The 23,837-nt window shown below is 69.7% G+C and carries 20 protein-coding genes; 6 read left to right on the top strand and 14 right to left on the bottom strand.

What is annotated here, in order from left to right; all coding sequences use genetic code 11:
• Positions 1 to 15 precede the first annotated feature (15 nt).
• Positions 16 to 555, top strand: a complete 540-nt coding sequence (gene greB, locus IAI59_RS10765; RefSeq protein ID WP_207417408.1) for a transcription elongation factor GreB — start codon at positions 16 to 18, stop codon at positions 553 to 555.
• Here the strand turns inward: greB and IAI59_RS10760 are convergent.
• Together IAI59_RS10760 and IAI59_RS10755 are read right to left on the bottom strand one after the other, a co-directional pair.
• Positions 544 to 1,824, bottom strand: a complete 1,281-nt coding sequence (locus IAI59_RS10760) for a M20/M25/M40 family metallo-hydrolase (protein ID WP_207417409.1) — start codon at positions 1,822 to 1,824, stop codon at positions 544 to 546. The two genes, greB and IAI59_RS10760, sit on opposite strands and share 12 nt — an antisense overlap.
• Positions 1,825 to 1,887: 63 nt before the next feature.
• Complete coding sequence (locus IAI59_RS10755; RefSeq protein WP_237180703.1) at positions 1,888 to 2,685, bottom strand: aspartate dehydrogenase; 798 nt, start codon at positions 2,683 to 2,685, stop codon at positions 1,888 to 1,890.
• Positions 2,686 to 2,825: 140 nt separating this feature from the next.
• Between IAI59_RS10755 and IAI59_RS10750 the strand changes: the two genes are divergently transcribed.
• Positions 2,826 to 3,797, top strand: a complete 972-nt coding sequence (locus IAI59_RS10750; RefSeq protein ID WP_207417411.1) for a Bug family tripartite tricarboxylate transporter substrate binding protein — start codon at positions 2,826 to 2,828, stop codon at positions 3,795 to 3,797.
• 108 nt (positions 3,798 to 3,905) lie between these two features.
• Here IAI59_RS10750 and IAI59_RS10745 read toward each other — a convergent pair whose 3' ends face one another.
• Together IAI59_RS10745 and IAI59_RS10740 are read right to left on the bottom strand one after the other, a co-directional pair.
• Entirely contained in the window at positions 3,906 to 4,220 is a 315-nt protein-coding gene (locus IAI59_RS10745) for a hypothetical protein (RefSeq protein ID WP_207417412.1), read from the bottom strand.
• Positions 4,221 to 4,233: 13 nt separating this feature from the next.
• Positions 4,234 to 6,051 carry an ATP-binding cassette domain-containing protein gene (locus IAI59_RS10740; protein ID WP_207417455.1) on the bottom strand — a complete coding sequence of 606 codons (1,818 nt, stop codon included), beginning with the start codon at positions 6,049 to 6,051 and terminating at the stop codon, positions 4,234 to 4,236.
• Positions 6,052 to 6,153: 102 nt separating this feature from the next.
• Between IAI59_RS10740 and IAI59_RS10735 the strand changes: the two genes are divergently transcribed.
• Together IAI59_RS10735 and IAI59_RS10730 are read left to right on the top strand one after the other, a co-directional pair.
• Complete coding sequence (locus IAI59_RS10735) at positions 6,154 to 7,257, top strand: NAD(P)/FAD-dependent oxidoreductase (RefSeq protein WP_207417413.1); 1,104 nt, start codon at positions 6,154 to 6,156, stop codon at positions 7,255 to 7,257.
• Between the two features lie 114 nt (positions 7,258 to 7,371).
• Complete coding sequence (locus IAI59_RS10730) at positions 7,372 to 8,367, top strand: glycosyltransferase family 2 protein (protein ID WP_207417414.1); 996 nt, start codon at positions 7,372 to 7,374, stop codon at positions 8,365 to 8,367.
• Positions 8,368 to 8,370: 3 nt separating this feature from the next.
• Here the strand turns inward: IAI59_RS10730 and IAI59_RS10725 are convergent, their stop codons facing one another.
• From IAI59_RS10725 to IAI59_RS10710, 4 genes are all read right to left on the bottom strand, one after another.
• On the bottom strand, positions 8,371 to 9,837 hold the full coding sequence (locus IAI59_RS10725) for an oligosaccharide flippase family protein (protein ID WP_207417416.1): 1,467 nt from the start codon (positions 9,835 to 9,837) through the stop codon (positions 8,371 to 8,373).
• Between the two features lie 204 nt (positions 9,838 to 10,041).
• Entirely contained in the window at positions 10,042 to 11,418 is a 1,377-nt protein-coding gene (locus IAI59_RS10720) for a TolC family outer membrane protein (RefSeq protein ID WP_237181108.1), read from the bottom strand.
• A gap of 79 nt (positions 11,419 to 11,497) precedes the next feature.
• Positions 11,498 to 11,740 carry a hypothetical protein gene (locus tag IAI59_RS10715; protein WP_207416567.1) on the bottom strand — a complete coding sequence of 81 codons (243 nt, stop codon included), beginning with the start codon at positions 11,738 to 11,740 and terminating at the stop codon, positions 11,498 to 11,500.
• A gap of 12 nt (positions 11,741 to 11,752) precedes the next feature.
• Positions 11,753 to 12,397 (bottom strand): TetR family transcriptional regulator, encoded by a 645-nt coding sequence (locus IAI59_RS10710; RefSeq protein WP_207416566.1) that lies wholly within the window; start codon positions 12,395 to 12,397, stop codon positions 11,753 to 11,755.
• A gap of 99 nt (positions 12,398 to 12,496) precedes the next feature.
• Here IAI59_RS10710 and IAI59_RS10705 point away from each other — a divergent pair, with 99 nt between their 5' ends.
• A complete protein-coding gene (locus tag IAI59_RS10705) occupies positions 12,497 to 13,792 on the top strand; it encodes an efflux RND transporter periplasmic adaptor subunit (protein ID WP_207416565.1) in 1,296 nt (431 codons plus the stop codon).
• Positions 13,793 to 13,795: 3 nt separating this feature from the next.
• A complete protein-coding gene (locus tag IAI59_RS10700; RefSeq protein WP_207416564.1) occupies positions 13,796 to 16,969 on the top strand; it encodes an efflux RND transporter permease subunit in 3,174 nt (1,057 codons plus the stop codon).
• 215 nt (positions 16,970 to 17,184) lie between these two features.
• Here the strand turns inward: IAI59_RS10700 and IAI59_RS10695 are convergent, their stop codons facing one another.
• From IAI59_RS10695 to IAI59_RS10670, 6 genes are all read right to left on the bottom strand, one after another.
• Positions 17,185 to 17,904: a PEP-CTERM sorting domain-containing protein gene (locus IAI59_RS10695; protein ID WP_207416561.1), complete on the bottom strand. Its 720-nt coding sequence runs from the start codon at positions 17,902 to 17,904 to the stop codon at positions 17,185 to 17,187.
• Between the two features lie 299 nt (positions 17,905 to 18,203).
• Positions 18,204 to 19,697 carry an exosortase A gene (gene xrtA / locus IAI59_RS10690; protein WP_207416559.1) on the bottom strand — a complete coding sequence of 498 codons (1,494 nt, stop codon included), beginning with the start codon at positions 19,695 to 19,697 and terminating at the stop codon, positions 18,204 to 18,206.
• A complete protein-coding gene (locus tag IAI59_RS10685) occupies positions 19,694 to 20,944 on the bottom strand; it encodes a TIGR03087 family PEP-CTERM/XrtA system glycosyltransferase (protein ID WP_207416555.1) in 1,251 nt (416 codons plus the stop codon). Before IAI59_RS10685 ends, xrtA begins: the two co-directional genes overlap by 4 nt.
• An 11-nt stretch (positions 20,945 to 20,955) precedes the next feature.
• Positions 20,956 to 21,990 carry a FemAB family XrtA/PEP-CTERM system-associated protein gene (locus IAI59_RS10680; RefSeq protein WP_207416553.1) on the bottom strand — a complete coding sequence of 345 codons (1,035 nt, stop codon included), beginning with the start codon at positions 21,988 to 21,990 and terminating at the stop codon, positions 20,956 to 20,958.
• Positions 21,987 to 22,853 (bottom strand): XrtA system polysaccharide deacetylase, encoded by an 867-nt coding sequence (locus tag IAI59_RS10675; protein ID WP_207416551.1) that lies wholly within the window; start codon positions 22,851 to 22,853, stop codon positions 21,987 to 21,989. The genes IAI59_RS10680 and IAI59_RS10675 overlap by 4 nt, the downstream gene beginning before the upstream one ends.
• On the bottom strand, positions 22,853 to 23,833 hold the full coding sequence (locus IAI59_RS10670) for an ExeA family protein (RefSeq protein WP_207416549.1): 981 nt from the start codon (positions 23,831 to 23,833) through the stop codon (positions 22,853 to 22,855). The genes IAI59_RS10675 and IAI59_RS10670 overlap by 1 nt, the downstream gene beginning before the upstream one ends.
• Positions 23,834 to 23,837 lie beyond the last annotated feature (4 nt).

The following is a 23,837-nucleotide window of genomic DNA, read 5'->3' as shown; positions in this document are numbered from 1 at the left end:
GACACAATCGCGGGCATGGCCGACACGGACGACGATGATGACGACGACGCCAGCCTGTCCGGGCTGCCGGCCGGGACGCCTTTCTACATGACGCCCGCCGGCCACGCCGCCCTGCGCGCGGAACTGGATGCCCTGTGGCAGGGGGAACGCCCCAAGGTGGTGGAGATCGTATCCTGGGCGGCCGGCCTGGGCGATCGCAGCGAGAACGCCGACTACCAGTACGGCAAGCGCCGGCTCCGCGAAATCGACCGCCGGGTTCGCTACATCCGCAAGCGCCTGGACAAGGCGGAGGTGGTGGACGCCGCCGCCCAGCCACGCCGTGACCAGGTGTTTTTCGGTGCCACCGTCACCTATGCCCGCGAGGACGATTCGGAGGTGACGGTCACCATTGTCGGCGTGGACGAAGCCGACATGGAGCGTGGGCGGGTGTCCTGGATTTCACCTGTCGCGCGGGCATTGCTGCGCGGCCGGGTGGGCGATGCCGTGAAGCTGCGCCTGCCCAGCGGCGTCGAGGAGATCGAGATTCTCTCGATCCACTACCCCTCAGCCGGCTGAGGCTTCCACCCCCGCCAGCGCCAGCAGCGTGCCCATCGCGGTCGCGATGCCATGGGCGCTGGCGCGGGGCTCCACGTCGATCCACTCCTCCAGCGAATGCGCGCGGCCGCCGGCACAGCCGGACCCCACGGTGATGGCGGGCAGGCCCAGGCTCATCGCGATGTTGCTGTCGGTGGAGGAGGATTCGGCGTGGAACTCATGCCCCTGCCCCGTCATGACCGCCTGCGCCAAGCGCACCATGCGGCTGCCCATCTCGGTGCTGCCGGCCGGCCGGTCGCCGATCACCTTGGCATCCACCTGGATACGCCCGGCGCCGGTGTCGCGCGCCGCGTTCTCGTCATCCGCCGCCTGGGGGAGGATGGCCAGAAAGCGGGCTTCCAGGGTCGCCAGCGCCTCGGGTGACGCGGACCGCAGGTCCACCTCCATCCAGACTTCCTCCGGAATGGCGTTGATGGAACTGCCGCCGCCCATGCGGCCAATGGAGAAGGTGGTCTTGGGCTTGGCCGGCACGCGGATGCGCGACAGGGCATCCGCCGCCCGCGCCAGGGCGAAGGCCGGGTTGACCAGGCCGAAGGCCGCGAAGGAATGCCCGCCCGGCCCCTTGAAGGTGACGCGGTAGCGCTTGCTGCCCACCGCCGCAGTGACCAACCGCGAGGGGTCCAGACCGTCCAGCGCCATGAAGGCCGCGACCCTGCCGCGGCGCGGGTCGTCGCGGAAGAAGGCCTTCACGCCGCGCAGGTCGCCCGAGCCTTCCTCGCCCACCGAGCCCATGGCCAGGATGGAAGCGCGGGTCTGGATGCCAGCGGCATCCAAGGCGCGCAGGATGGCCAGCATCACCGCCAGGCCGCGCGTGTCGTCGCCCACGCCGGGGGCGCGCAGGATGGTCCCTTCCCGCTTCACCGTGACATCGGTACCGGCGGGAAACACGGTGTCGAGGTGCGAGCACAGCACGATCAGCCCGGCATCCGGGTCCGTGCCAGGGCGCAGGCCCGTGACATTGCCCTCGGTATCCGTGCCGACGTTCTGCAGCCCGTGCCCACGCAGCGCTTCCGCAAAGGCGGCGGCGCGGTTGACCTCGCCGTACGGAGGCGAAGCGATCTCGGTCAGGCGGATGATGTCGGCGACGGTGCGCTCGTGGTCCTGCGCCACGAAGCCGGCGGCACGGGCGAAGACGGGGCTGGCCAGCAGGGCCGCCGCCTCCTCCGCCGCGCCGCCGTTGTCGAGGGCGGCGAGCGCCGCGCGCATCGTGGGGGCGGTGGTGTCGGACATCGGCGGCGGCCTCATGCTGAAAACGATGGCATTGCTTTCAGCCGGGCCGCCGCCCCGGTCAAGTCAGGTGCCGACCCGCAGGGCCGCACCCATCTTGCGCAGGCAGGCCACGACGGACAGCGCGGTGATGCGCCCCGTCTTGGGGTTCTCGCTCGGGATGTTCTCGATGGTCATGGTGAAGCGGGCGGAGTCGGCGTCCACCGCGATGCTGTGCGTGTTGCGCTCGAGCGCCGGGTCGGCCCAGATCTCCAGCCGGGTGCGGTCCGCGCCGATGCCGGCCAGCGACAGCGCCACCGCCACGTTGAGGTTGGCGGGAAAGCCCGCCGCCGCCTCCCGCGCCGTGCCTTCGAAGATGCGCAGCGGCTCGCGGATCTGCTCGATGTCGATGTTGTTCTCGGTGAGGTAGGGCGCGCCCACCAGGCCGCGCACCGGCTTGCGGGTGACCATGCGCACGCTGTGGATGGTGCCCTCGGCGGCGGCCAGCACCGCGTCCAGCCCGAGCAGCGCGCCGGTCGGCACGACGATGCGGCCACCATGCTCCCGCGCCAGCCCGATCAGGCTGTCATGGAACAGCAATGCCCCGGCGCTGATCACCACCGCCGTCTTGCCGGTCCGCAGGAACGGCGCGGCGATCTCCGGCAGCAGCGCCGCGGGGGCGCATTCCACCACCAGGTCGGCCAGCGGCTCCAGCTCGGCGATGGCCACCACCGGCACGGGGCGCCGCAGGTTGGCGATACGCCCAACGGCGGCCTCGCGGTCGCGCGCGGATACGGCGACCAGTTCACAGCCGGGGATGCCGGCGTCCAGCGCCCGGGCCAGGGTCATGCCGACGGCACCAAGCCCGGCGATGGCGATTCTCAATGGTGTTCCCATGGGCGCAGCCTGGGGCCGGCGCCGCTTCGCATCAAGCCACCCCCGGGCCGGACACCGCCTTTGCTTCCGGAACGATCCCGCATAGCCTCGCCCCAAGGCCCGGCGAAAGGGCCAGGAGGAAGCAGCGCATGCTCAGGCGGAGAAGCCTCGCATGGCTGGGGGCGGCCGCCCTCGGCCCGTCATTCACGGCCCCGCGCCCGGCGCGGGCGGCCTGGCCCGAGCGGCCGATCCAGATCATCTGCCCCGGTCCCGCCGGCGGCGGCATGGACACCTATGCCCGCGCCATCATCCCCTTCGTGGCGCCACGCCTGGGCAATGCCAACATGGTGGTGATCAACCGCCCGAACGCCTCCGGCCAGCTGGCGTTCGAAAGCGTCGCCCTGGCGGAGCCGGACGGCTACACCATCGGCGTGGCGCAGACGCCGAACCTCGTTACCCTGCCGATCGAGCGGCAGGTGCGCTACCGCGTGCGGGACCTGACCTTCATCGCCAACGTGGTGGAGGACCCGGGCGGGCTCTTTGTCCGCGCCAACTCCCCGTACCGCACCCTGCCGGAGCTGGTGGCCGATGCGAAAGGCAAGCCCGGGCGGCTGGCCATCGGCAGCGCGGGCATCGGCACGGACGACCACCTGCTGATCCTGGCCTTGCAGGAAGCGACGGGCTGCAGCTTTTCCCACGTCCCCTACTCCGGCACGCCGCCCATCATCCAGGCGGTGCTGGCCGGTGACATCGCCGCCGGGTCGTTCAATGTCAGCGAAGGCATCGGCCTGCTGCGCCAGGGCTCGCTGCGCCTGCTGGGCCAGGCGAACGAGCAACGCTGGAGCGAGGCCGCGGACGTGCCCACCTTCCGCGAGCAGGGCATCGACATGGTGGCCGGCTCGGTGCGCGGGGTGATCGGCCCGCCCAACATGCCGCCCGCGTTGCGCGACCGCTTCCGCGCCGCCTTCGCCGGGGCCCTGGCGGACCCGGCCTGGGTGAAGGAGGCCGCGCGGCTGTCCCTGCCCCTGCGGGTGATGAGCGGCGAGGCGCAGCAGGAGCTTTTCCTGGCCGACGACGCCAAGCTGCGCGCGCTGTGGCAGCGCCAGCCCTGGCGGGAGTGATGCACGGCCTGCCGCGCCGCCCTGGCGCCGGGCGCTTCCGGCCCGGGCGTCAGGCCGGCCGCGCAAGCCGTTCCGCCTGATGGTCGCCTGCGCGCCTGACCGAGTATCTCAGCCGCCGAACTTGGCGAAGACCATGCGGTCCCGGTTTTCCTGCATCAGCATGGAGATGCTGGGCACCTGCTGGAAGCCCAGGCCATGCGGTGGCCCGTCCTGCTCGTCCGGGATGATCTTGTTGTAGCTTTCGCCACCGACCTTTTCCCATTTCCCGGCGGGCTTCTTGACCTCCAGGTTGGCGACGGTGGCCTTCAGCACCAGGCGGACGATCGCCTCCTTCGGTGCCGAGGGCTTGGTCAGGCTGGGATTGCCGGCGATCATCACCCAGCCGTTGCCCAGGGCCCAGGCGGTCAGCTCTTCCTTGGTCATCGCATCCGTCCTTTCACGCTTCCTCGCGCAGCATCTCGAGTTCGAGCCAGCGTTCCTCGGCTTCCGCCAGCGCCGTCTCGGTTCGCGCCAGCAGCTCGGTCGCCTTGTCGAAGCGCGGGCGGTCGCGGCTGTAAAGCGCGGGGTCGGCCAGGATGTCCTTCAGCTTGGCGGCCTCGGCTTCCAGCTTCCTCATCTTGGCGGGCAGCGTGTCCAGCTCGTGCTGGTCCTTGAAGGACAGGCGCTTGCGGGCGGCGGCGGCGGGCGCGGCCGTGGCGGAGGGCGCCGTCTTGCCCGCGCCCGCGGCCGGCTTGCCGCTGGCATCGGCCCGGGCCTGCACGCCATGGCCGCGCTGGTTGACCATGTCGGAATAGCCGCCGGCATAGTCCTGCCAGCGCCCTTCGCCTTCCCAGGCGATCACGTCGGTTGCCACACGGTCCAGGAAGTCACGGTCGTGGCTGACAACGATGACGGTGCCGGAATACTCGGCGATCTGCTCCTGCAAGAGATCCAGCGTTTCCAGGTCCAGGTCGTTGGTCGGCTCGTCCAGCACCAGCAGGTTGGAAGGCGTGGCAAAGGCGCGGGCCAGCAGCAGCCGCCCCCGCTCGCCGCCCGACAGCGCCGAGACCGGCGTGCGGGCCTGTTCCGGCGCGAACAGGAAGTCCTTCATGTAGCCGATCACGTGGCGCGGCTGGCCGCCCACCCAGACCTGGTCGCCGCGCGCGCCGGTCAGGCTGGTGGCGACGGTCATGTTGGGGTCGAGCGCCGCGCGGCGCTGGTCCAGCGTCACCATCTCCAGGTTGGTGCCGAGCTTGATGGTGCCCGAATCGGGCGCCAGGATGCCGGTCAGCATGGACAGCAGCGTGGTCTTGCCCGCCCCGTTGGGGCCGACGATGCCAACGCGGTCGCCCCGGATGATGCGGGTCGAGAAGGTGTCCACGATGACGCGCTCGCCATAGGCCTTGGTCACGTCCTCGGCCGAGATGACCAGGGTGCCGGAAGCCTCGCTCTCGCTGGCGGCCATGCGCACGCCGCCCTGGGCGGCCTTGCGCTCGCGCCGCTGCTGCCGCAGCCCCGCCAGCTCCGCCACGCGGCGGACGTTGCGCTTGCGCCGGGCGGTGACGCCGTAGCGCATCCAGTCCTCTTCCCGCCCGATCTGCCGGTCCAGCTTGTGGGCGGCGACTTCCTCCTGCTCCAGCACCTCGTCGCGCCAGGCCTCGAAATGCGCGAAGCCGCGGGCCAGGCGGCGGGTGGTGCCGCGGTCGAGCCAGACCATCTCGCGCGTCAGCCGCTCCAGGAAGCGCCGGTCATGGCTGATGAGCACGAGCGCGGAGCGCATGGAGCCGATCTCCTGCTCCAGCCACTCGATCGCCGGCAGGTCGAGGTGGTTGGTCGGCTCGTCCAGCAGCAGGATGTCCGGGCTCGGGGCCAGGGCGCGGGCCAGCGCCGCGCGGCGGGCCTCGCCGCCCGACAGGTTGGCGGGCAGCTCCTCGCCGGTCAGGCCCAGCTGCTCCAGCAGGTAGTGCGCGCGGTAGGACTCGTCGCCCGCCGTCAGGCCGGATTCCACATAGGCCAGCACGTTGGCATAGGCCGACAGATCGGGCTCCTGCGGCAGGTAGCGCACGGTGGCGCCGGGCTGCACGAAGCGGCTGCCGCCATCGGCCTGCGCCTCGCCGGCGGCGATCTTCAGCAGGGTGGACTTGCCGGAACCGTTGCGGCCGATCAGCGCCAGCCGCTCGCCGGGGGACACGGACAGTGTCGCCCCCGCCAGCAGCGGCGTGGTGCCGAAGTTCAGCTTGGTGTCCTGGAGGATCAGCAAAGGGGGCGGGGCCATGCGGCGGTGGGTGGCGCCCCCGCCGCGCTGCGTCAAGCCTTGTTGCAGCGGGGTTGATGCGCGCCGTGGCGCGCCCCAGACTCCGCCGCAGGGAGAGCGTCGATGGAACAGGTGGATTGCGTGGTGGTGGGTGCCGGCGTGGTGGGGCTGGCGGCGGCGCGCGCCCTGGCCCTGTCCGGGCGCGAGGTGCTGGTGCTGGAGGCGGCGGAGGGGATCGGCACGGAAACCTCGTCGCGCAACAGCGAGGTCATCCATGCCGGCATCTACTACCCCAAGGGCAGCCTGATGGCCCGCTCCTGCGTGGCGGGGCGGCAGCGCCTTTACGCCTATTGCGAGGAGCGCGGCATCCCGCACCGCCGCTGCGGCAAGCTGATCGTCGCCACCAACGAGGCCGAGGCCGGGCAGCTCGCCTCCATCCGCGCTCGCGCCGCCGCCAATGGCGTGGACGACCTGCGCGAGATCACCGCCGCCGAGGCGAGGGAGATGGAACCCGCCGTGGCCTGCACGGCCGCGCTGCATTCCCCCTCCACCGGCATCGTCGACAGCCACGCCTTCATGCTGTCCTTGCAGGGCGATGCCGAGAACGCGGGCGCGGCCTTCGTGTTCCACGCCCCGGTGCTGTCCGGCCGCCTGCTGCCGGACGGGGGCGCCGAGCTTTCGGTCGGTGGCGCCGAGCCCATGGAACTGCGCTGCACCCTGCTGGTCAACGCCGCCGGACTGCATGCCCCTGCCCTGGCCCGCCGGCTGGCCGGGCTGCCGGAAGCCATGGTGCCGCCCGCCTTCTACGCCAAGGGCAACTACTTCGTGCTGTCCGGCCGCTCGCCGTTTTCGCGGCTGATCTACCCGGTGCCGGTGCCGGGTGGCCTGGGGACGCACCTGACCCTGGACCTTGGCGGGCAGGCCAAGTTCGGGCCAGACGTCGAATGGGTGGACCACGTGAACTACGACGTGGACCCGGCGCGGGGCGAAGGCTTCTATGCCGCCATCCGGCGCTATTGGCCCGATTTGCCGAACGGCGCCCTGCAGCCGGGTTACTGCGGCATCCGGCCCAAGACCGTGGGTCCCGGGCAACCGGGACAGGACTTCATGGTCCAGGGTCCGCGCGACCACGGGCAGCCGGGGCTGATCAACCTGTTCGGCATCGAAAGCCCCGGGCTGACGGCATCCCTGGCGCTGGGCGAGGTGGTGCTGGAACACAGTTTCTAGAGGTTCCGGCTCGCGGCACCGATTCCATATCGAGTGGCGGGCGAATCGTCTAAGGACGGGGCGGTCGGCGCCGGAGCCGGCGCACCGCCGCGCTTGGTCGAGGCTTTTGGTAGGATGGACGGTTCTTTGAAGCAGGTCAGCGTCGTGTGCCCGGTGTACAACACAGACCCGGATATGATCCGCGCGGCGGCCCGTTCCGTCCTGGATCAGCAGGGTGCCTCGGTGCTGGAACTGCTGCTGGTCAACGACCAATCCTCGTCCCCGCCGACGCTGGACGTGCTGAAGGCCCTGGAAGCCGAGGATACCCGGGTCCGGGTACTGCACAACGACCGGAACCTCGGCCCTGCGGGGACGCGGAATGCCGGCATCCGGGCGGCGCGGGGCAATCTGATCGGCTTTCTCGACGCCGACGACATGTGGCGGCCGGACAGCCTGGCGGCCAGGCTATCGGCGCCGGCCACCGAGGCCGACATGGTCGTCGGTTCTTTCGAGGACCTGCTTCCGGGCGACGTGGTCAACACCCCCTTCCCCTTGCCGTTGGACAATGGTGAGGCGCTGGGCGATGGCTGGTTCGCCTGGCCGGCCCCGGCCGCCACCCATGGCCTGATCAACCAGTGGCGCCACCTGGGCTGCATCCTGGCCCCAAAGGCGGCGATCAAGGAGGTCGGCGGCTTTGACGAAAAGCTTCGCTACGGCGAGGACTGGATGCTGATCGTGCGGCTGTCCACCTTGTGCCGGGTCATCGCCTCCAACCGGGTGCTCTACACCCTGCGCCGCCAGCACAGCAGCATGATGACCAGTCGGGCGAGACTGACCCGCGCGTTTTCCCGTGCCGAGGAAACCGCCCTCGTGCACCCGGCCCTGCGCCCCTATCGCAAGCAGCTGCGCTGGGCACTGATCCGCCAGTACAAGGGCATGGCGGCCAACAACCTCGCCAACGGCATGCGCTGGCAGGGCGTCCAGTTCGCCGTCCGTGCCTGGCTCCGCGACCCTCGGGAAATCAGGCCGCTGATGCAGTTCGTCCGCGCGGCCCGCATTGCGAACCCCGAACACCGGATGCGGGAAGTCCGCAAATACAGCACCGCCGTGGTCGCCACCGACCTGGACTAAGGGTCAGGCGGGCGGCGGCGGCGCCGGGCGCAGCCGTGACTGCACTTGCCGCAGCAGCCGCTGCACTTCCTCGTACAGCGGGTGGCGCAGGGCCCAGAGCGCGGCGAACCACACCACGCCACCGGCCGCCACGCCGCCCAGCACGGCGGCCAGAGGGGTGCTGGGCGACCAGCCATAGGCCGTCATCACCATCGCCGCGGGCAAGGTGGCGGCGGCCGTCAACAGCAGTCCGCGGCCGTAGATGGGCACGTAGTCCGACCAGGAGGTATCGGTCATCCGTTCCAGGTCGCGGCGGTACATCGCGACCACCACCACCGCCTCCACCACCTTCATGGCGGCGGCGGCTTCCAGGCTGATCAGGCATCCGATCGAAAAGAGGGCCAGGGAGATGGGCGCCCGGATAACCTCCAGCCGGGTTTGCCGGGCCGTCGCGTTGCTGACGATGTAGATGTCCTGGGCGATGATGATCAGAACGAAGATGGCGGTGGAAACCGCCAGGATGCTCAGCGGCACCACCGCGCCCAGCCAGTCCTGGCCGAACAGGGCCATCACCAGGGGTCCCGACACCACGCTGATGCCGATAAAGGCCGGCCACAGCAGGCCGGTCAGCACTTCGGTCAGCCGCAGGTAGCTGTGACGCAGCGAGCGCTTCTGCCGCCGCTGCTCGGCAAAGTCGGTGAACAGCACGCGCAGCACGACCACTTGGAAGTTTTCCCAAACCACGCCGGTCAGGCTGCTCGCGCGCGAAAAGATGCCGAAGGCGGCCAGGCCGAGCGCCTTGGCGAGGACGAGGTCCGCGATGCGCCCCTGCAGCCCGGCGATCGCCGAGATGGTGAGCATCTGCGTGCCGAACTTCATGACGTCGCGCCAGTTCTCCAGGCCAAGGCGGATCGAGACCGAGCGCCGGACAACGAGGTTGTTCAGCACCACCGCGATGGCGCTGCCGATCACCTGCCCGTAGCCGAGGCTCATGTAACTGTGCCCGGCATAGGCGAAGGCCAGGGTGCTGAGGTTCGCCACGCTGTAGCGGACGATGTTGACGATCGCGACCGTCCGAAAATCGCCCCGCCGCTCGATGACCGCGAAGGGGATCATATCGAAGATGCCGAGCAGCGGCATGATGGCCATGACCATCAGGAGGTCCCGCACGCCGGGTTCCTTGAGCAGGGTGCCGCCCAGCAGGCTGAAGGCAACGATGGCCAGGGCGACCATGATGGCCAGGCCGGCATTGATGGTGAATACCGTGGCGACCACGGAGCGGGTCAGCTCCGGGGCACGGATCAGATAGGAACCAAGGCCGAAGGACCGGATGATGGACAGCAGGCCGACAATGGACAGCGCGATCGCGAAGATGCCCATCTCGTAGGGGCCGAGCAGGCGCGCGACCAGGATGGAGATGACGAACTGCAGAACAAACAGGCTGCCCTGGGCCATGGCCATCCAGGCAAAACCGTGACGGATCGAGACCACTCGCACGTTCCTTCGAAGTCCACGACAGCGGTGGTTCAGGCCCCGGGTCTGGCTGACCCGGAGCCGGCAACGACGATCCGCAGGCCGGCAATCAGCGGCGAGGCCGCCTTTTGACCGATCATCCGACAAAAGGCACGGGTTTTCATGGACCCGCCCGATATTCTCGCGACAGGCGAAAAGCCGGCGCCGTGGCGCCGGCCATCCTCAGGGTGCCGAAGGGTTGTTAACCTGCGAGAGGTCGCTGGTGCCGAACCATTTGTTGCGGACGGCGCGGTAGTAGGCCTCCATGTCGTAGAGGGGCACGGGCAGGGCGAGGTCCTTGGCGGTCAGCCGCCCCACGGCGCCGGCCAGCGCGTAGCTGTTGGTCACCACGTTGGCCAGCGCCTGCACCAGCGTCACCCGCGCGTTCAGCAGCTCCTGCTCCGCGTTCAGCACGTCCAGCGTCGTCCGGCTGCCCACCACCGCCTCGCGCTGCACCCCGTCCAGCGCAATCTCCGCCGCCCGGATCTGCGATCGCACGCTGTCCACCTGCGCCCGCGCCGCCACCAGCGTTTCCCACGCCTGCGTCGCCTGCTGCATCGCCGCCCGCCGCTGGTCGTCCACCACCTGCCGCAGCCGCTGCGCGTCCTGCCGCGCCTGCCGCACCGCCGCGTATTCCGCGCCACCCTGGTACAGCGGCACCGACAGCGTCGCCGTGATCTGCTCGCCCGTCGCCCGCGTGTGCGGCGACTGCGTGTTGTCCGATCGGTAGGTCTGCGCCTGCAGCGACACCTGCGGCAGCAAGGTCGCGAACTGCACGTCGATCTGCTCGCGCCCCGCCGCCTCGTCAAACAGCGTCGCCACCACCGCCGGCGCGTTCACCGACGCCAGCTCCGCCGCCTCGCGCGCGCTGCGCACCGGGGCTGCCAGCGGCTGCGGCGCCACCAGCCGCTCCGGCGCCACCCCCACCAGCCGCGCAAACGTCGCCCGGCTGGTTTGCAGCGTGCCTTCCGCATTGGCCCGCGTCGCCCGCGCGCCCGCCAGCCGGCTTTCCGCCTGCGCCACGTCGGTGCGCGTGATCTCGCCCACCCGGAAGCGTTCGTTGGTGGCATCCAGCTGCCGCTGCAGCACCTGCACGTTGTTGACGTTCAGCCGCAGCGTTTCCTGGTCGCGGATCACCGCCACATAGGCCTGCACCGTGTCCGACAGCACCTGCTGCTCGGTGGCGAGCAGCCGCGCCCGCTGCGCCAGCACCTGGTTCTCCGCCCGCCGCGTGCCAGCCACCGTGCGGCCGCCGTTGTACAGCGGCTGCGTCACCGTCGCCGTGCCGCTGCCAATCTGGCGGTCCGTGTCGCCGTAAATGCCCCGCGACCGCGCCGTGCCCTGGTTGTACCCCGCGCTGCCCGACAGCGTCACGCTCGGCCGCCACCCCGCCAGCGCCTGCGGCACGTTCTCGTCCACCACCCGCAGCTGCGCCCGCGACGTTTGCAGCGTCGGGTTGTTGGCATACGCCGCCGACAACGCGTCCTGCAGCGTCTGACCCCGCGCCACACCACCCAGCATCATCACCAGCATCACCGACGCCGAGACACTCTTCATCATTGGTAGTCTTCCCCTCAGCGGCCGCACCCAGGCGGCGCCCCCTGCCGCGCAGCGGCCCGATAGCTTGAAGTTGCGTGGTTCAGCGGCCGGGCGGAACCCGCGCCGGCTCCAGCCCTTCCGACCAGATGTTGCCCGGCTCCGGCCGCAGCACGTCGGCGCCCGCCGCGGAGCCGCGCACGGAGTCCACCACCGAGCCCTTGGCACCCAGCACACGATCGCCAGCCGAGGTGGAGCTGCCGCAGGCCGCCAGGGCCGGCAGCAGCAACAGCACCCCGGCAACCGGCAGCAGGCGGCGGGGCGGCATCATGGAGCGCAGCGGCATCGGAACATTCTCTCAGGCATGGGTGCTCACGGCCTGCGGCGTCGCCACGCCCAGGCAGGCGAAGAAGACCTCAAGCGCCTGGTCGATGTCATGTGACAGGGAAAAGGCACCATCGGCGCGCAGCCAGTCGTTGATCAGGCCGCCAATCAAGCTGTGCAAAAAGGTCGCCGCCTGTTCCGGCGACCACGCGCAGGCCATCTCGCCATGCGCGACGGCGGCTTCAAAGCGGCGGCGCAAGACGCTGCGCATGGTGGCGTCGGCCTTCAGCCGGCGTTCCAGCGCGGGCGCCATCTCGTCCACGTATTCGCAGCGCTGCAGCATCACGGTCAGCAGGCGGCGGCGGTGCGGGTCCTGTTCCAGGCGCAGCATCGCGTCCACGATGTTGCCACGCATGGAGGACAGCAGGCGGCAATCATCCTTGTCCGCCAGCAGCTCGCAGGCCTCGTCCTGGAAAAGCAGCAGGCGCTCGTCAAGCGCCAGGAAAAGCCCCAGCTTGTCGCCGAAATGCCAGTGCACGGCCCCGCGCGAACAGCCGGCGGCCCTGGCGATCTCATCGAGCGACGCACGCGCCACGCCGCGTTCCAGGAACACCAGCTCCGCGGCGTTCAACAAGGCCTCGCGGGTTTCGTCGGCCTCTTGTTTTGTGCGCCGCGCCATCTAGCCTCTTGCGTCTCAAGCCATCGCATTTATATACATACGCGAACGTATATATTCAAGCCTGCGGCGCCGTGGGCAACCGATTTTCCTGGAGGCTGCATGCCGTTCCCCCCCCGTCGCGCGGCCGCCTCCCTGGCGGCCCGCCTTGGTGTTCTGGCACTGCTGGCAGCACCGGCCGGCGCTGCCTTCGCCCAGGCACCCGGCGGCCCGCCTCCGGCAGTCGGCGTCGCCCCCGCCGCGCGGCGAGCAGTGACCGAAACCAACGAATTCATCGGGCGTATCGAGGCGGTGGATCGCGTCGAGCTGCAGTCCCGCGTCACGGCGTTCCTGCAGGAACGCCTGTTCGACGAAGGCGCCGACGTGCAGAAGGGCGACCTGCTGTTCCGGCTGGAGCGTGCGCCCTTCGAGGCGACGCTGGCGCAGGCCCGTGCCGGCGTGGCCGAGGCCCAGGCGCAGCTGCAGAACGCCAACATCACCCTGGGGCGCGCCCAGTCCCTGCTGAACACGGTGGCCGGCCAGCGTTCCACCGTGGACACGGCGACCGCCGCCGCCCGCACCGCCCAGGCGCAGCTGCTGTCCGCTCAGGCCCAGGAGCGGCAGGCGCAGATCAATCTCGATTACACCGAGATCCGGGCTCCCGTCGCCGGCCGCATCGGCCGCGCCGCGGTGACGCCGGGCAACGTGGTCACGCCCTCCTCCGGCGCGCTGGCCACCATCGTCAGCCAGGACCCCATGTACGTGTCCTTCACCGTGCCGAACCGGACGCTGTTGGAACTGCGCGACCGTTACGCCGATCGCGGCGGCATGGATGCCGTGGTCGTGAAGCTGCGCCTGGGCAACGGCCGCATGTACGGCCAGACGGGCAAGCTGGGCTTCATCGACATCGATGTCGGCCGCGACACGGACAGCATCGCCCTGCGCGGCACCATGCCCAACCCGCCGCTGCCCGCCGGCCAGGGTGGCGGGCGTGAGCTGGTGGCCAACCAGTTCGTCACCGTGGTGCTGGAAGCGGTGCAGCCCGTGCAGCTGATCACCGTGCCGCGCGCCGCCGTGATGACCGACCAGCGCGGCGACTACGTTTACGTGATCGGCGCCGAGAACAAGCCCGAGCGCCGTGGCATCCGCATCGGCGCGCAGTCAACGCCGGAGCTGGCGGTGATCGCCGACGGGCTGAAGGAAGGCGAGCAGGTGATCGTCGAGGGCTTGCAGCGCGTGCGCCCGGGCGCCCCGGTTTCGCCGGCCCCCGCGGGTGGCAACGCCCCGGCGGCGGGCGGCCAAGCCGCGCCGGCCGGTGCGGCGGCCCCCGCCGCGGCAACGCCGCCGCGTCCCAGCGCCCCGCCCTCGCCCGCCCCCGGCGCCTCGCCGCAGGGCGGCGCCGCCCGCCAGGGTGGCTGAACCATGATCTCTTCCATCTTCGTCGACCGCCCGCGCCTCGCGATCGTCATCGCCATCGTGATGACGATCGCGGGCGCGTTGTCGCTGACCCGCATTCCCGTTTCGCAGTTCCCCGACATCGTGCCGCCGCAGGTGCAGGTCACGGCCAACTACCCCGGCGCCTCGGCCGAGGTGGTGGAGCAGGCCGTCGCCCAGCCGCTCGAAGCTCAGGTGGTGGGCGTCGAGAACTCCATCTACATGAAGAGCAACAGCGGCAGCGACGGCAGCTACACGCTGAACGTCTCCTTCACGCTGGGCACCAACGCCGACATCAACACCGTCAACGTCAACAACCGCGTGCAGGCCGCGCTGTCGCTGATGCCGACCGAGGTGCAGCAGCAGGGCATCCAGGTCCGCAAGCAGTCCTCGGCCATCCTGCAGGTGCTGTTCCTGTATCCCGACCAGCCGGGCGAGTTCGACCCGCTGTTCATGACCAACTACGCCACCCTCAACCTGCTGGACGAGTTGTCCCGCACCCGGGGCGTCGGCTCGGCCACGCTGTTCTCGCGCCAGAACTACGCCATGCGCATCTGGTTCGACACGGAACGGCTGGTCAGCCTCGGCCTCGCGCCGTCGGACGTCACCAACGCCATCCGGGCGCAGAACGTGCAGGCCCCGGCCGGCCGCATCGGCGCCCAGCCGGTGCCGGACGACCAGGCGATGCAGATGAACGTCCGCACCCAGGGCCGCCTGTCCACGCCCGAGCAGTTCGGCAACATCCTGATCCGCGCCAACCCCGACGGCTCCGTGCTGCGGGTGCGGGACGTGGCGCGCGTCGAGCTCGGCGCGCAGAACCTCGACTCCAAGACCCGCCTGAACGGCCAGGATGGCGTCGGCCTCGCCATCTACCTCGCGCCCGGCGCCAACGCCGTGCAGACGGCCGCGGGCGTCGACGCAACGCTGGACCGCGTGCGCTCGCGCATGCCGCACGGGCTGAACGTCCGTCCGGTGTTCGACACCACCATCTTCGTCAACGACACGATCCATGAGGTCATCAAGACCCTTCTGGAAGCCTTCGTGCTCGTCGCGGTCGTGGTGTTCCTGTTCCTCGGCTCCCTCCGCGCCACGCTGATCCCGATCATCGCCGTGCCGGTCAGCCTGATCACCACCTTCGCGGTGCTGCTAGTCATGGGCTACTCGGCCAACACCGTGTCGCTGCTGGCCATGGTGCTGGCCATCGGCATCGTGGTGGACGACGCCATCGTGGTGGTCGAGAACGTCGAGCGCGTGATGGAGGAAGAGCCGGAGATCAGCCCCGGCGCCGCCGTCAAGAAGGCCATGGCGCAGATCACCGCGCCGATCATCGCCATCACCCTGGTGCTGCTGTCGGTCTTCGTGCCGATCGGCTTCATCCCCGGCCTGTCGGGCGTGCTGTTCCGCCAGTTCGCGGTGACCATCTCGGTGGCCATGGTGATCTCGGCCATCAACGCGCTGTCGCTTTCCCCCGCCCTGTGCGTGCTGTTCCTGCGCCACAAGGGCGAGCGGCGCGGCATCATGGGCTGGGTGAGCCGCCGCATCGACAACGTGCGCGACGGCTATGCGGGCCTCGTGCGGCGGCTGGTGCGCCTGTCCCTGGTGGCGCTGGTGCTGGTGGCGGCCTTCGGCTTCGGCGCCTTCACCATCGCCAGCCGCGTACCGGCCGGCTTCCTGCCGTCTGAGGACCAGGGCGCCTTTATCATCGCCTTCCAGCTGCCGGACGGCGCCGCCCTGCCCCGCACCAGCGCCGTGGTGGCGCAGATGGAAGAGCGGCTGAAGCAGATGCCGCAGGTGCGCGATGCGGTTTCCATCATCGGCTTCTCGCTGCTGGATGGTGGCGCCTCCTCCTCCTCCGGCACCATGTTCGTGCAGCTGAAGGAATTCTCGGAGCGGCCGAACCCGGGCGACAACGTGCAGGCGCTGATCGGCCGCGTGTTCCAGGAAAGCGCGGGGATCCGCAACGCGCAGATCATCGCGATCAACCTGCCGCCCATCATCGGCCTGTCCACCGGCGGCGGCTTCGAATACCAGCTGGAAAGCCTGGAAGGCGCGGACCCCGCCTCGATCGGCCAGGTGATGCAGGGGCTGGTCGGCGCCGCCAACCAGGACCCGCGGCTGGCCCAGGTGTTTTCCACCTTCTCCGCCCGCGCGCCCTCGCTCTACCTGGATATCGACCGCGACAAGGCGCAGGCGCTCGGTCTCGGCATGGGGGACGTGTTTTCCGCGCTGCAGGCGACGCTGGGCAGCGCCTTCGTGAACAACTTCAACCTGTATGGCCGCACTTGGCAGGTGCTGGTGCAGGGCGAGGCGGAGGACCGCCGGAGCGAGGAGGATCTGTGGAAGATCCAGATCCGCAACACGCGTGGCGCCATGGTGCCGCTGCGTGCCATCGCCAGCGTCCGCACCGTGGTCGGCCCGCAGACCATCACGCGCTACAACAACTACCGGTCCATCACGATCAACGGCAATCCGGGCGCGGGCATCTCGTCGGGCGCGGCACTGGCGGCGATGGAGGAGGTATCGCGCAACACCCTGCCGGCCGGCTACACCTTTGAATGGACGGGCACCGCCTATCAGGAACGGCAGGCCCAGGGACAGACGGCTTATATTCTGGCGCTTGCCGTGCTGTTCGCCTTCCTGTTCCTGGTGGCGCTGTATGAGAGCTGGGTGATCCCCATCCCGGTGTTGCTGTCGGTCATCGTCGGCGTTCTGGCGGCGGTGGGCGGCATCTGGCTGTCGGGCCTGTCGATGGACCTCTACGCCCAGATCGGGTTGGTGGTGCTGATCGCGCTGGCCGCCAAGAACGGCATTCTGATCATCGAGTTCGCCAAGGAGCAGCGTGAAGCCGGGCATTCCATCGTGGAAGCCGCCGAGCAAGGCGCGCGGCTGCGGTTCCGCGCCGTGATGATGACGTCCATCGCCTTCATCCTCGGCCTGGTCCCACTGGTCTGGGCATCGGGCGCGGCGATGCTGGCGCGGCGCGCGGTGTCCACCCCGGTCTTCGCCGGCATGATCGCCGCCTCCACCATCGGCATCTTCCTGATCCCGATGCTCTACGTGGTGTTCCAGCGGATGCGCGAGGCGACCCACCGCCGCTTCGGCGCCGGTCAGCACGGCCGGCCGACGGATGGCGAACCCCATGCCAAGGGCAGCGCACACTAACGCGCCGCTCGCGCCGCACGCCGCTGAAAGGGTCCGGGGATTGCTCTCCGGGCCCTTTTTCATGGCGGCCCGGGCGATAAAGAAAGGCCGCCCCGCCGGGGGGCGGGGCGGCCATCAGGCACGCGGGCTATCGATGGGGAGCCGGGGGACGGCTGGGCTTCGATGGCCCGGCGGCAGAGCAGGTGTTGGACCCCGCTCTGCCCTTCGCGCCAGGATCAGCCCTGGCGGCGACGGCGGGACAGCATGCCGACGGCGAGGAGGCCGGTGCTGAACAAGGCGATGGACGCAGGCTCCGGCACCGCCACGGGGGCCGGCGACGCGGTGATCTGCGTCGAGGTGTTCAAGCCGGCGGCGCCGGCGTTGAAGGTGGCGGAGATGACCAGCGTCTCCGAGAACAGCGCGTTGCCCAACGCCACATTGCGCATGATGGCCGGGGTGGCCGCCGGGGAGCCCGTGCCATAGGTCGTGGTGGCCAGCAGGTTGGTGGTGCCGTAGGCGACGTTGGTGGCGTCGGCATAGGTCGAGAGCGTGATGTCGCTGATGCTGGCGCCGTTCACCAGCATGTTGGCCGTGAAGGTCGTCACGAACTGCGCCAGCAGGCCGCCGGCGCGGGCGCTGGCGCTGCTCAGGTCGGTCTGCGTCAGCTCGATCCTGATGGTCGTGGGGCTGCTGAAGCCAGTGTTGGTCGAGATGGTGGTGTTCTGCGCGATCAGCGACGGCTCCGGAGTAAAGGGAGTTCCGAATGCGTTGATCGAGATGGAACTGAAGTTCGTGGTAGCGCCATTCAGCGTCAGCGCGCCCGTGGTGCTGGTTCCGGTCAAAGCCTGAAGGACATTGCCCTCGTAGACCCGGGCGGACAGCACTGCGGCTTCGGCCTGCACGGACACACCGGCAAGGCCGAGAACCGCCGCGGCGGCGAGCATGGAAAAGCGCATGGGGGGATCCTCTGACAACATGGACGACGACCCGATGGCCGGCCGCACAACACCTGTGCATTTCCCGTGCCAATCCGCGCGGGATAGATGAATCAGGTACTTGTCAGGGATTGAGCGCTTCTTTGCGGACAGTCGTAAAAACTACCGACTGTTCCCGTCGCCATCGCGGACCGTCGTTAATCCATCATTACGAAGAGGTTCTCGACGCTTCATCGCCACGAGACGGGTTTCCGGTCAGGCGATAGCACATCCACGGGACGGGTGGCGCCTGTCAGAATGCCACCCGTCGCGCATGGCATTCAGCGGCGCGATAGCTCGGCGGCCTGTTCGGCCGCCCCGCCAGCCTGGGCTTCCAGGGCCTGTCGCAGCCACTGCCGCTCATGCTGTCCCATCGCAACGCTTTGCGGCGGCGGCGTGGGGCGCCACACGAAGGCCAGCACCACCGGGTGCCCGCCCGCGCCGGTCACGCTGTTCCAGCCCTGCTGCATGCGGCTGCGCAGCCCGCCACCGGCGGCCGCACCGTCCAGCCAGGTGGCGACGGCCGTGGTGGTGTCGGCATCGCGGGTTTGCCGCACCTGCCAGGCCATGCCCTCGCCATGCACCCCATAGGTCAGCGCCTCGTCATCGGCCGCCGACAGCCGCGTGCGGGCGGCGGAAATCTGCCCCCAGGTGCTGCGCTGGGGGAACACAAGCAGCTGCGCCTGCAACGTGCCACCGCCACAGCGCAAGACGCCTTGCGCATCCATCGGGCTGCAGCCGGGCGGGATGACGATGCGCGGCCGCAGCGCCATGGGCGCCGTGCCGCCCGCCTGATCGAGCGCTGCCGCCACCGCCGGCGCCGACAGGCTCAGCACGCAGCTCAGCACGGCGGCCGCAAGCAGCATCGGCATGCCCGGCCGCCGGGTGGACGGCGCGGGCGGCGGCGCGGCCGGCACCGTGCCGTCCTGGCGGAACGGCAAGCCAGCCGCCACCAGCAGCAGGATCACCAGCGAGAAGAAGGCCCAGCCGTAAACCACGTGGTCGGCCGCAGCGGCTTCGGCGCTACCCAACCAGTGGCCCATCAGCACGATGCCCAGCGCGCGAAAGCCGTTGGCCACGATCGGCACGATGATCGCCAGCGCGAGCACGACGAGACGGCGCGACGGGCTGCGGAACATCACCACCGCATAGAGCGCGCCAAACGCCAGCGCCGCGATGATGAAGCGCAGGCCGGCACAGGCTTCCGCCACCAGAAACGCGCCGGCGGGAATCTCGATCACCAAGTCGTCGGCCACGTAGGGAATCTGCAGCACCTGCAGGCCGGAGGTGATGAACCACGCCGTCACCCGCTGAAGCGCCGGAACCAGAAAAGCGCCGAACGGCACCAGAAAGAACAGGTACAGCAGCGGCGCCGCCATGGCGCGGGCGAACTGCCAGCCCAGCACCGCCACCACGAGGCACAGTACCATGGACAGCGCCGCGAGCTGCCGGCCTTCCATGATTCCCAGGCGCTCGGCCAACAGCCATGCCAGGGCGGGGCCGGCAGCGGCGATCGCCGCCAGCAGGGACGGCCGCGGCAGAGTGCCGATGAGCCGGTGCCGGCGCGACCAGCCCAGCCACAATGCGACCGGCAGCACGAGCCAGCAGTGGTTGTAGGCCGTGGAGGATTCCCAGGTCTGCACCGCCGTCACGGCTTCCAGCCGGAAGGCGTAGCCAAGGGCGGCAAGGCCGATGGCCAGCACCAGCATCGCCAGGGGCCAGGCGGCCAGACGGGGTTTGGCCAACGCGCCGGCAGACTGCGTGGCGATGCTCATGCGGCGGCCCCGAAGCCTGGAATGACCGGCGCATCGGTGCCCGGCGCCAGGATGCTGTCCAGCTTGCTCAACGTCGCGCCCCAGTCGTGGCCGGTCCGCACGGCGCGCTTGGCGCGCTCACCCAGACCCGGGTGCGCCCCCGCCAGCACTTCGCTGACCAGCGCCACCGTGCGCGCCGTGCCATCGCCCACCAGGAGATCCTGGCCCGGCGTCGCATGGATGCCCTCGAAGGCGGGCGACGAGGCGACCACCGGACGGCCCAGGGCCATCGCCTCCAGCACCTTGTTCTGGATGCCGCGGGCAATCCGCAGCGGCGCCACGGCCACGCTGGCATGCACCAGGTAGGGCCGCACGTCGGGCACCGAGCCCGTCACCGTCACGCCATCCAGCGCGCCCAGCGCCTTGACCACCGGCGACGGGTTGGCACCGACGATAAAGAATTCCGGCGCCGGGTTCAGCGTGGCGCGGAGCTTGGGCAGCACCTCGCGGGCAAACCAGCACACCGCCTCGACATTCGGGCGGTAGTCCATCGTGCCGGTGAAGACGGCGACGGGCGCCTCGGTCCGGTAGGGCGAAGGATAGCGTTGCTCCGCATCGAACACGGACATGTCGACGCCGTTCTCCACCCAGTCCAGGTGCGGCGCGGTTTCCGGCGCCAACTCGGCGAAGCGCGCGGCTTCCTGGTGCGACACGAACAGGCAGCGGTCGAAATCCACCGCGGCGCGGCGCTCGAACTCCAGCAAGGTGCGGGCTTCGCGCGCCCAGACCTGCTTCATCGGCGGCTTGGCACTGGGCACGTAAGCCCGCCACTTCTCGGAATCGACATCCACCATGTCCAGCACCCGCCGCACGCCGGGCCGGTGCGCGGCGGCGCTGCTGAGATACGGCGCCATGGCGGCGGAATACGCGAAGACGGCGTCGTAGCGCCCGGCCTCCAGCCCCTGTTCCACCCAGGCGCGCAGCTTGGCGTTGTGGAACCAGCCGGTGGTGAGCGGCTGGCCGGGGCGGGCCTGCAACAAGGCCCGGGCTGCCACCTGCCAGCGCGGCCCGGTCTGCTCCGCCCGCACCGCGGCGCAAGGGCCGTGCAGCGCCGCCATGTGCTGCAGGTCCGCCGGGTCGTCGATCAGGCAGCCGAGATCGACCTCCCAGTCCCGTGCCAGATGTTCGATCATGTGCCAGGCACGGATCTTCTCACCCTTCTCGGGCGGATAAGGAATACGATGGCACAGAAACAACAGGCGGCGCATGGCGATAGCCCTTAGCCCAGGCCGCGCACGATCGGCGGGCCCAAAAGGTTGGCGACAGGCAGGGGCAGCTTGCGCCATGCCTTGATCATCATCTGGTACTTGGGGTTCGATGGATTGTGCTCGGACAGCGTGCCACCGGGCTTCAGCTGATAGCTGTAGTGCAGCGGCGCTGCCTCGAAGCCCCAGTTCTTCTTGAAGTCAAAAGCGCCGGTGCCGGACTTGCTGCGACCGAAATCATAGATGCGCGCGCCGCGCTCGGCCCCTGCCCTGCGCATGACCTCCCAATACATGAAGTCATTGCCGGCCACCTTGCGCGCCAGCGTGGTGCCGCCGCCGTAATAGGGCAGCACCTCGTCGCGGAAGTGGAAGTTCAGCACCGAGGCGACGGGGGTGTCGCCCTGCAGGATGGTGGTGACGTCATGCTCGCCCGGGAAGGCCTGGGCCAGTTCACGGAAATACTTGCGCGGGAAGACCGGCGTGCCGAGGTTGTGCACGCTCTCGGCATAAACCCGGTGCAACATGTCCGTGTCGCTGTTGCTGATCGAGGTCAGGCCGTTCTGGATGCCCTTGCGCACCATCGCCCGCTGCTTGCGTGGGATGGCCTTCATGTCGGCCTCGGCATCGCCGGTGATGGCTTTGCGGAAGGTGTAGTGCAACGGCGGCCGCTCCGGCCAACCGGGATAGACCGCATCGCGCTGGCGAAATTCCAGATGGTCCGCGCCGGTCTTCTTCAGCAGGTCGCGCGCATGCTCCTCCAACGCCGTGGCAACCGCGGCATCGACGGCCACGGGCCCCCCGTAGACGCAGAAGGGCGTGGAGATCAGCGCGTCGCCGAACAGCCGCGTGCGCATGCGCGCGAGCGGAAGAATGCCCACAATGGCACCGTCCTGCTCCGCCAGCATGTAGTGCGTGCTGTGGCCGAACGACCGCTCGATGATGCCGCGCCAGGCAGCGCGGTGAAAGAAGGTGGCTTCCGGCTGGCTGGCCACAAAGGCGTCCCAGGCGGAAACGCTGGCATCGTCCAGCGGGCGCAGGCGCAGGCTCATGCCGCCACTCCCTGGCGGGCCGGCTCGGGACCGATGGCCCCGGCGAAGACCTCGTCCATGCGGTCCCAGGAGAAGTCGCGCAGCAGCTGGCCGACACGGTGGTGCATGGTATCCAGCCCGGTGTAGTGGCGGAACTTCGACAGCCGCCCGGCGTGGTCCAGCCGCGGTTGGCCGGGATCGACCTCCCAGGGGTGGAAGTAGAACACGCAGGGGCGCCGGTCGGCACCGTTGACGCGCTTCAACGCGGTGCGGAACACGGCGTAGGGGATCAACCGGAACCAGCCGCCGCCGGACACGGGAAAATTGCGCCCCAGGGCGCGCAGCGTCGTCATGGGGATCTCCACCACACCGTCGGGGTGCGGGCGATGCGGGTCGCGTGGCGCGTCCGGCGAGCCGTAAAGGTCATGGCGGATCGGAAAAACAGAGGAGCTGTAGTCGTGCCCCTCCTCTTGCAGCACCTGATGCGCCCAGGGGGTCGCGGTGGCGCTGATGGAAAAGGTAGGCGCGCGGTAGCCGCGCACCCGCACCCCGCCGGCATCTTCCAGCGCCTGCTTGGCCCGGCGGATGTCGGCGCGAAAGGCAGCCTCGCCGATCGCGCTGACCTGCTCATGCCCATGGCCGTGGCTGGCCAGCTCATGCCCCTCGGCGACGATGCGGCGGATCAGCGCGGGGTGGCGCTCCGCCACCCAGCCCAGCGTGAAATAGGTGGCGCGGGTGTTCTGCGCCGCCATCTGGTCCAGCACCCGCTCGGTATTGGCCACCACGCGGGATTCAAGGGAATCCCAGTCGGCCCGCGCGATGGTCTTGGCGAAGGCCTGGACCTGGAACCAGTCCTCGACATCCACGCTCATGGCATTGCGCATCACCGGCGCGCCCTTTCGCCCAGGGCGAACAGCTCCGTCATGCGGTTGAACACCCGCTCGCGCCGCGCCATCAGGCGCTCCAGCGCCTCCACCCGGTTGGTGAGGTCGTCGATCGTGTCCTCGTTCATCACCATCGCGAGCGATGCCAGGGCGGGCGGGGTGCTGTCGTCCGGCAGGCCGGCGAGGTCGTCTTCCAGCTCCAGGGCGGTGGCCTCCACCGCCTCGGCGGTCAGCACCTCGGCGCTTTCCAGCGCCCCGCCGAGCAGCACGCGGGAGCACAGGCGGTTGATGCGGCGCGGGATGCCGCCGGAATGGCTATGCACCATGTCCAGCGCACCCTCGCCCCAGGCCGGATACCCGTCCCAGCCCACCGCGCGCATGCGGTGCTCCACATAGGCGTGCGTTTCCTCACGCGACAAGGCACCCAGGTGGTAGGACGCCAGCACGCGCTGCCGGAGCTGCGCCAAGTCGGGGCTGGCCATGATGCGCCGCAGCTGCGGCTGGCCGAGCAGGATGGTTTGCAGCGGCGCCTGCCCGCTGGTGGTGACGTTGGAAATCATCCGCAGTTCTTCCAACGCCGACAATGGCAGCGCCTGCGCCTCATCGACGATCAGCAGGTGGCGGCGGCCGCTTTCGCTCAAGGCGCGGGTGATGCCGAGCAGCAGCGCCGCCTTGCTGCCGTCCGGCGACACGCCGAAGGCATCGGCGACCAGCCGCAGCACGTCGTCGCCCGACACCTGGGTGGTGGCGATGCGGGCGATCACGAACCCGGCCGGGTCGAGTTCCCCACACAGCCGCTCGACCAGCGTGGTCTTGCCGGCACCAACCTCGCCGGTGACGACCACGAAGCCTTCGCGTTGCGCCAGGCCGTACATCAGGTGCGCATAAGCCCTGTGGTGCACGCTGCTGTCGAAGAACAGCCGCGCATCCGGCGTCATCTGGAACGGGGGTTCGCGGAACCCGTAATGGTCGAGCTGCATCCGG

Source organism: Roseomonas haemaphysalidis (genome assembly GCF_017355405.1).
Taxonomy (GTDB): domain Bacteria; phylum Pseudomonadota; class Alphaproteobacteria; order Acetobacterales; family Acetobacteraceae; genus Pseudoroseomonas; species Pseudoroseomonas haemaphysalidis.
This window is presented reverse-complemented; position numbering and strand designations above follow the sequence as displayed.

What these genes read in the sequence shown, in the direction of transcription:
- greB (WP_207417408.1), top strand. Translation starts at nt 16, where the DNA reads ATGGCCGACACGGACGACGATGATGACGACGACGCCAGCCTGTCCGGG.
- IAI59_RS10760 (WP_207417409.1), bottom strand. Translation starts at nt 1,824, where the DNA reads ATGTCCGACACCACCGCCCCCACGATGCGCGCGGCGCTCGCCGCCCTC.
- IAI59_RS10750 (WP_207417411.1), top strand. Translation starts at nt 2,826, where the DNA reads ATGCTCAGGCGGAGAAGCCTCGCATGGCTGGGGGCGGCCGCCCTCGGC.
- IAI59_RS10745 (WP_207417412.1), bottom strand. Translation starts at nt 4,220, where the DNA reads ATGACCAAGGAAGAGCTGACCGCCTGGGCCCTGGGCAACGGCTGGGTG.
- IAI59_RS10740 (WP_207417455.1), bottom strand. Translation starts at nt 6,051, where the DNA reads ATGGCCCCGCCCCCTTTGCTGATCCTCCAGGACACCAAGCTGAACTTC.
- IAI59_RS10735 (WP_207417413.1), top strand. Translation starts at nt 6,154, where the DNA reads ATGGAACAGGTGGATTGCGTGGTGGTGGGTGCCGGCGTGGTGGGGCTG.
- IAI59_RS10730 (WP_207417414.1), top strand. Translation starts at nt 7,372, where the DNA reads ATGGACGGTTCTTTGAAGCAGGTCAGCGTCGTGTGCCCGGTGTACAAC.
- IAI59_RS10720 (WP_237181108.1), bottom strand. Translation starts at nt 11,418, where the DNA reads ATGATGAAGAGTGTCTCGGCGTCGGTGATGCTGGTGATGATGCTGGGT.
- IAI59_RS10715 (WP_207416567.1), bottom strand. Translation starts at nt 11,740, where the DNA reads ATGCCGCTGCGCTCCATGATGCCGCCCCGCCGCCTGCTGCCGGTTGCC.
- IAI59_RS10710 (WP_207416566.1), bottom strand. Translation starts at nt 12,397, where the DNA reads ATGGCGCGGCGCACAAAACAAGAGGCCGACGAAACCCGCGAGGCCTTG.
- IAI59_RS10705 (WP_207416565.1), top strand. Translation starts at nt 12,497, where the DNA reads ATGCCGTTCCCCCCCCGTCGCGCGGCCGCCTCCCTGGCGGCCCGCCTT.
- IAI59_RS10700 (WP_207416564.1), top strand. Translation starts at nt 13,796, where the DNA reads ATGATCTCTTCCATCTTCGTCGACCGCCCGCGCCTCGCGATCGTCATC.
- IAI59_RS10695 (WP_207416561.1), bottom strand. Translation starts at nt 17,904, where the DNA reads ATGCGCTTTTCCATGCTCGCCGCCGCGGCGGTTCTCGGCCTTGCCGGT.
- xrtA (WP_207416559.1), bottom strand. Translation starts at nt 19,697, where the DNA reads ATGAGCATCGCCACGCAGTCTGCCGGCGCGTTGGCCAAACCCCGTCTG.
- IAI59_RS10685 (WP_207416555.1), bottom strand. Translation starts at nt 20,944, where the DNA reads ATGCGCCGCCTGTTGTTTCTGTGCCATCGTATTCCTTATCCGCCCGAG.
- IAI59_RS10680 (WP_207416553.1), bottom strand. Translation starts at nt 21,990, where the DNA reads ATGAGCCTGCGCCTGCGCCCGCTGGACGATGCCAGCGTTTCCGCCTGG.
- IAI59_RS10675 (WP_207416551.1), bottom strand. Translation starts at nt 22,853, where the DNA reads ATGCGCAATGCCATGAGCGTGGATGTCGAGGACTGGTTCCAGGTCCAG.
- IAI59_RS10670 (WP_207416549.1), bottom strand. Translation starts at nt 23,833, where the DNA reads ATGCAGCTCGACCATTACGGGTTCCGCGAACCCCCGTTCCAGATGACG.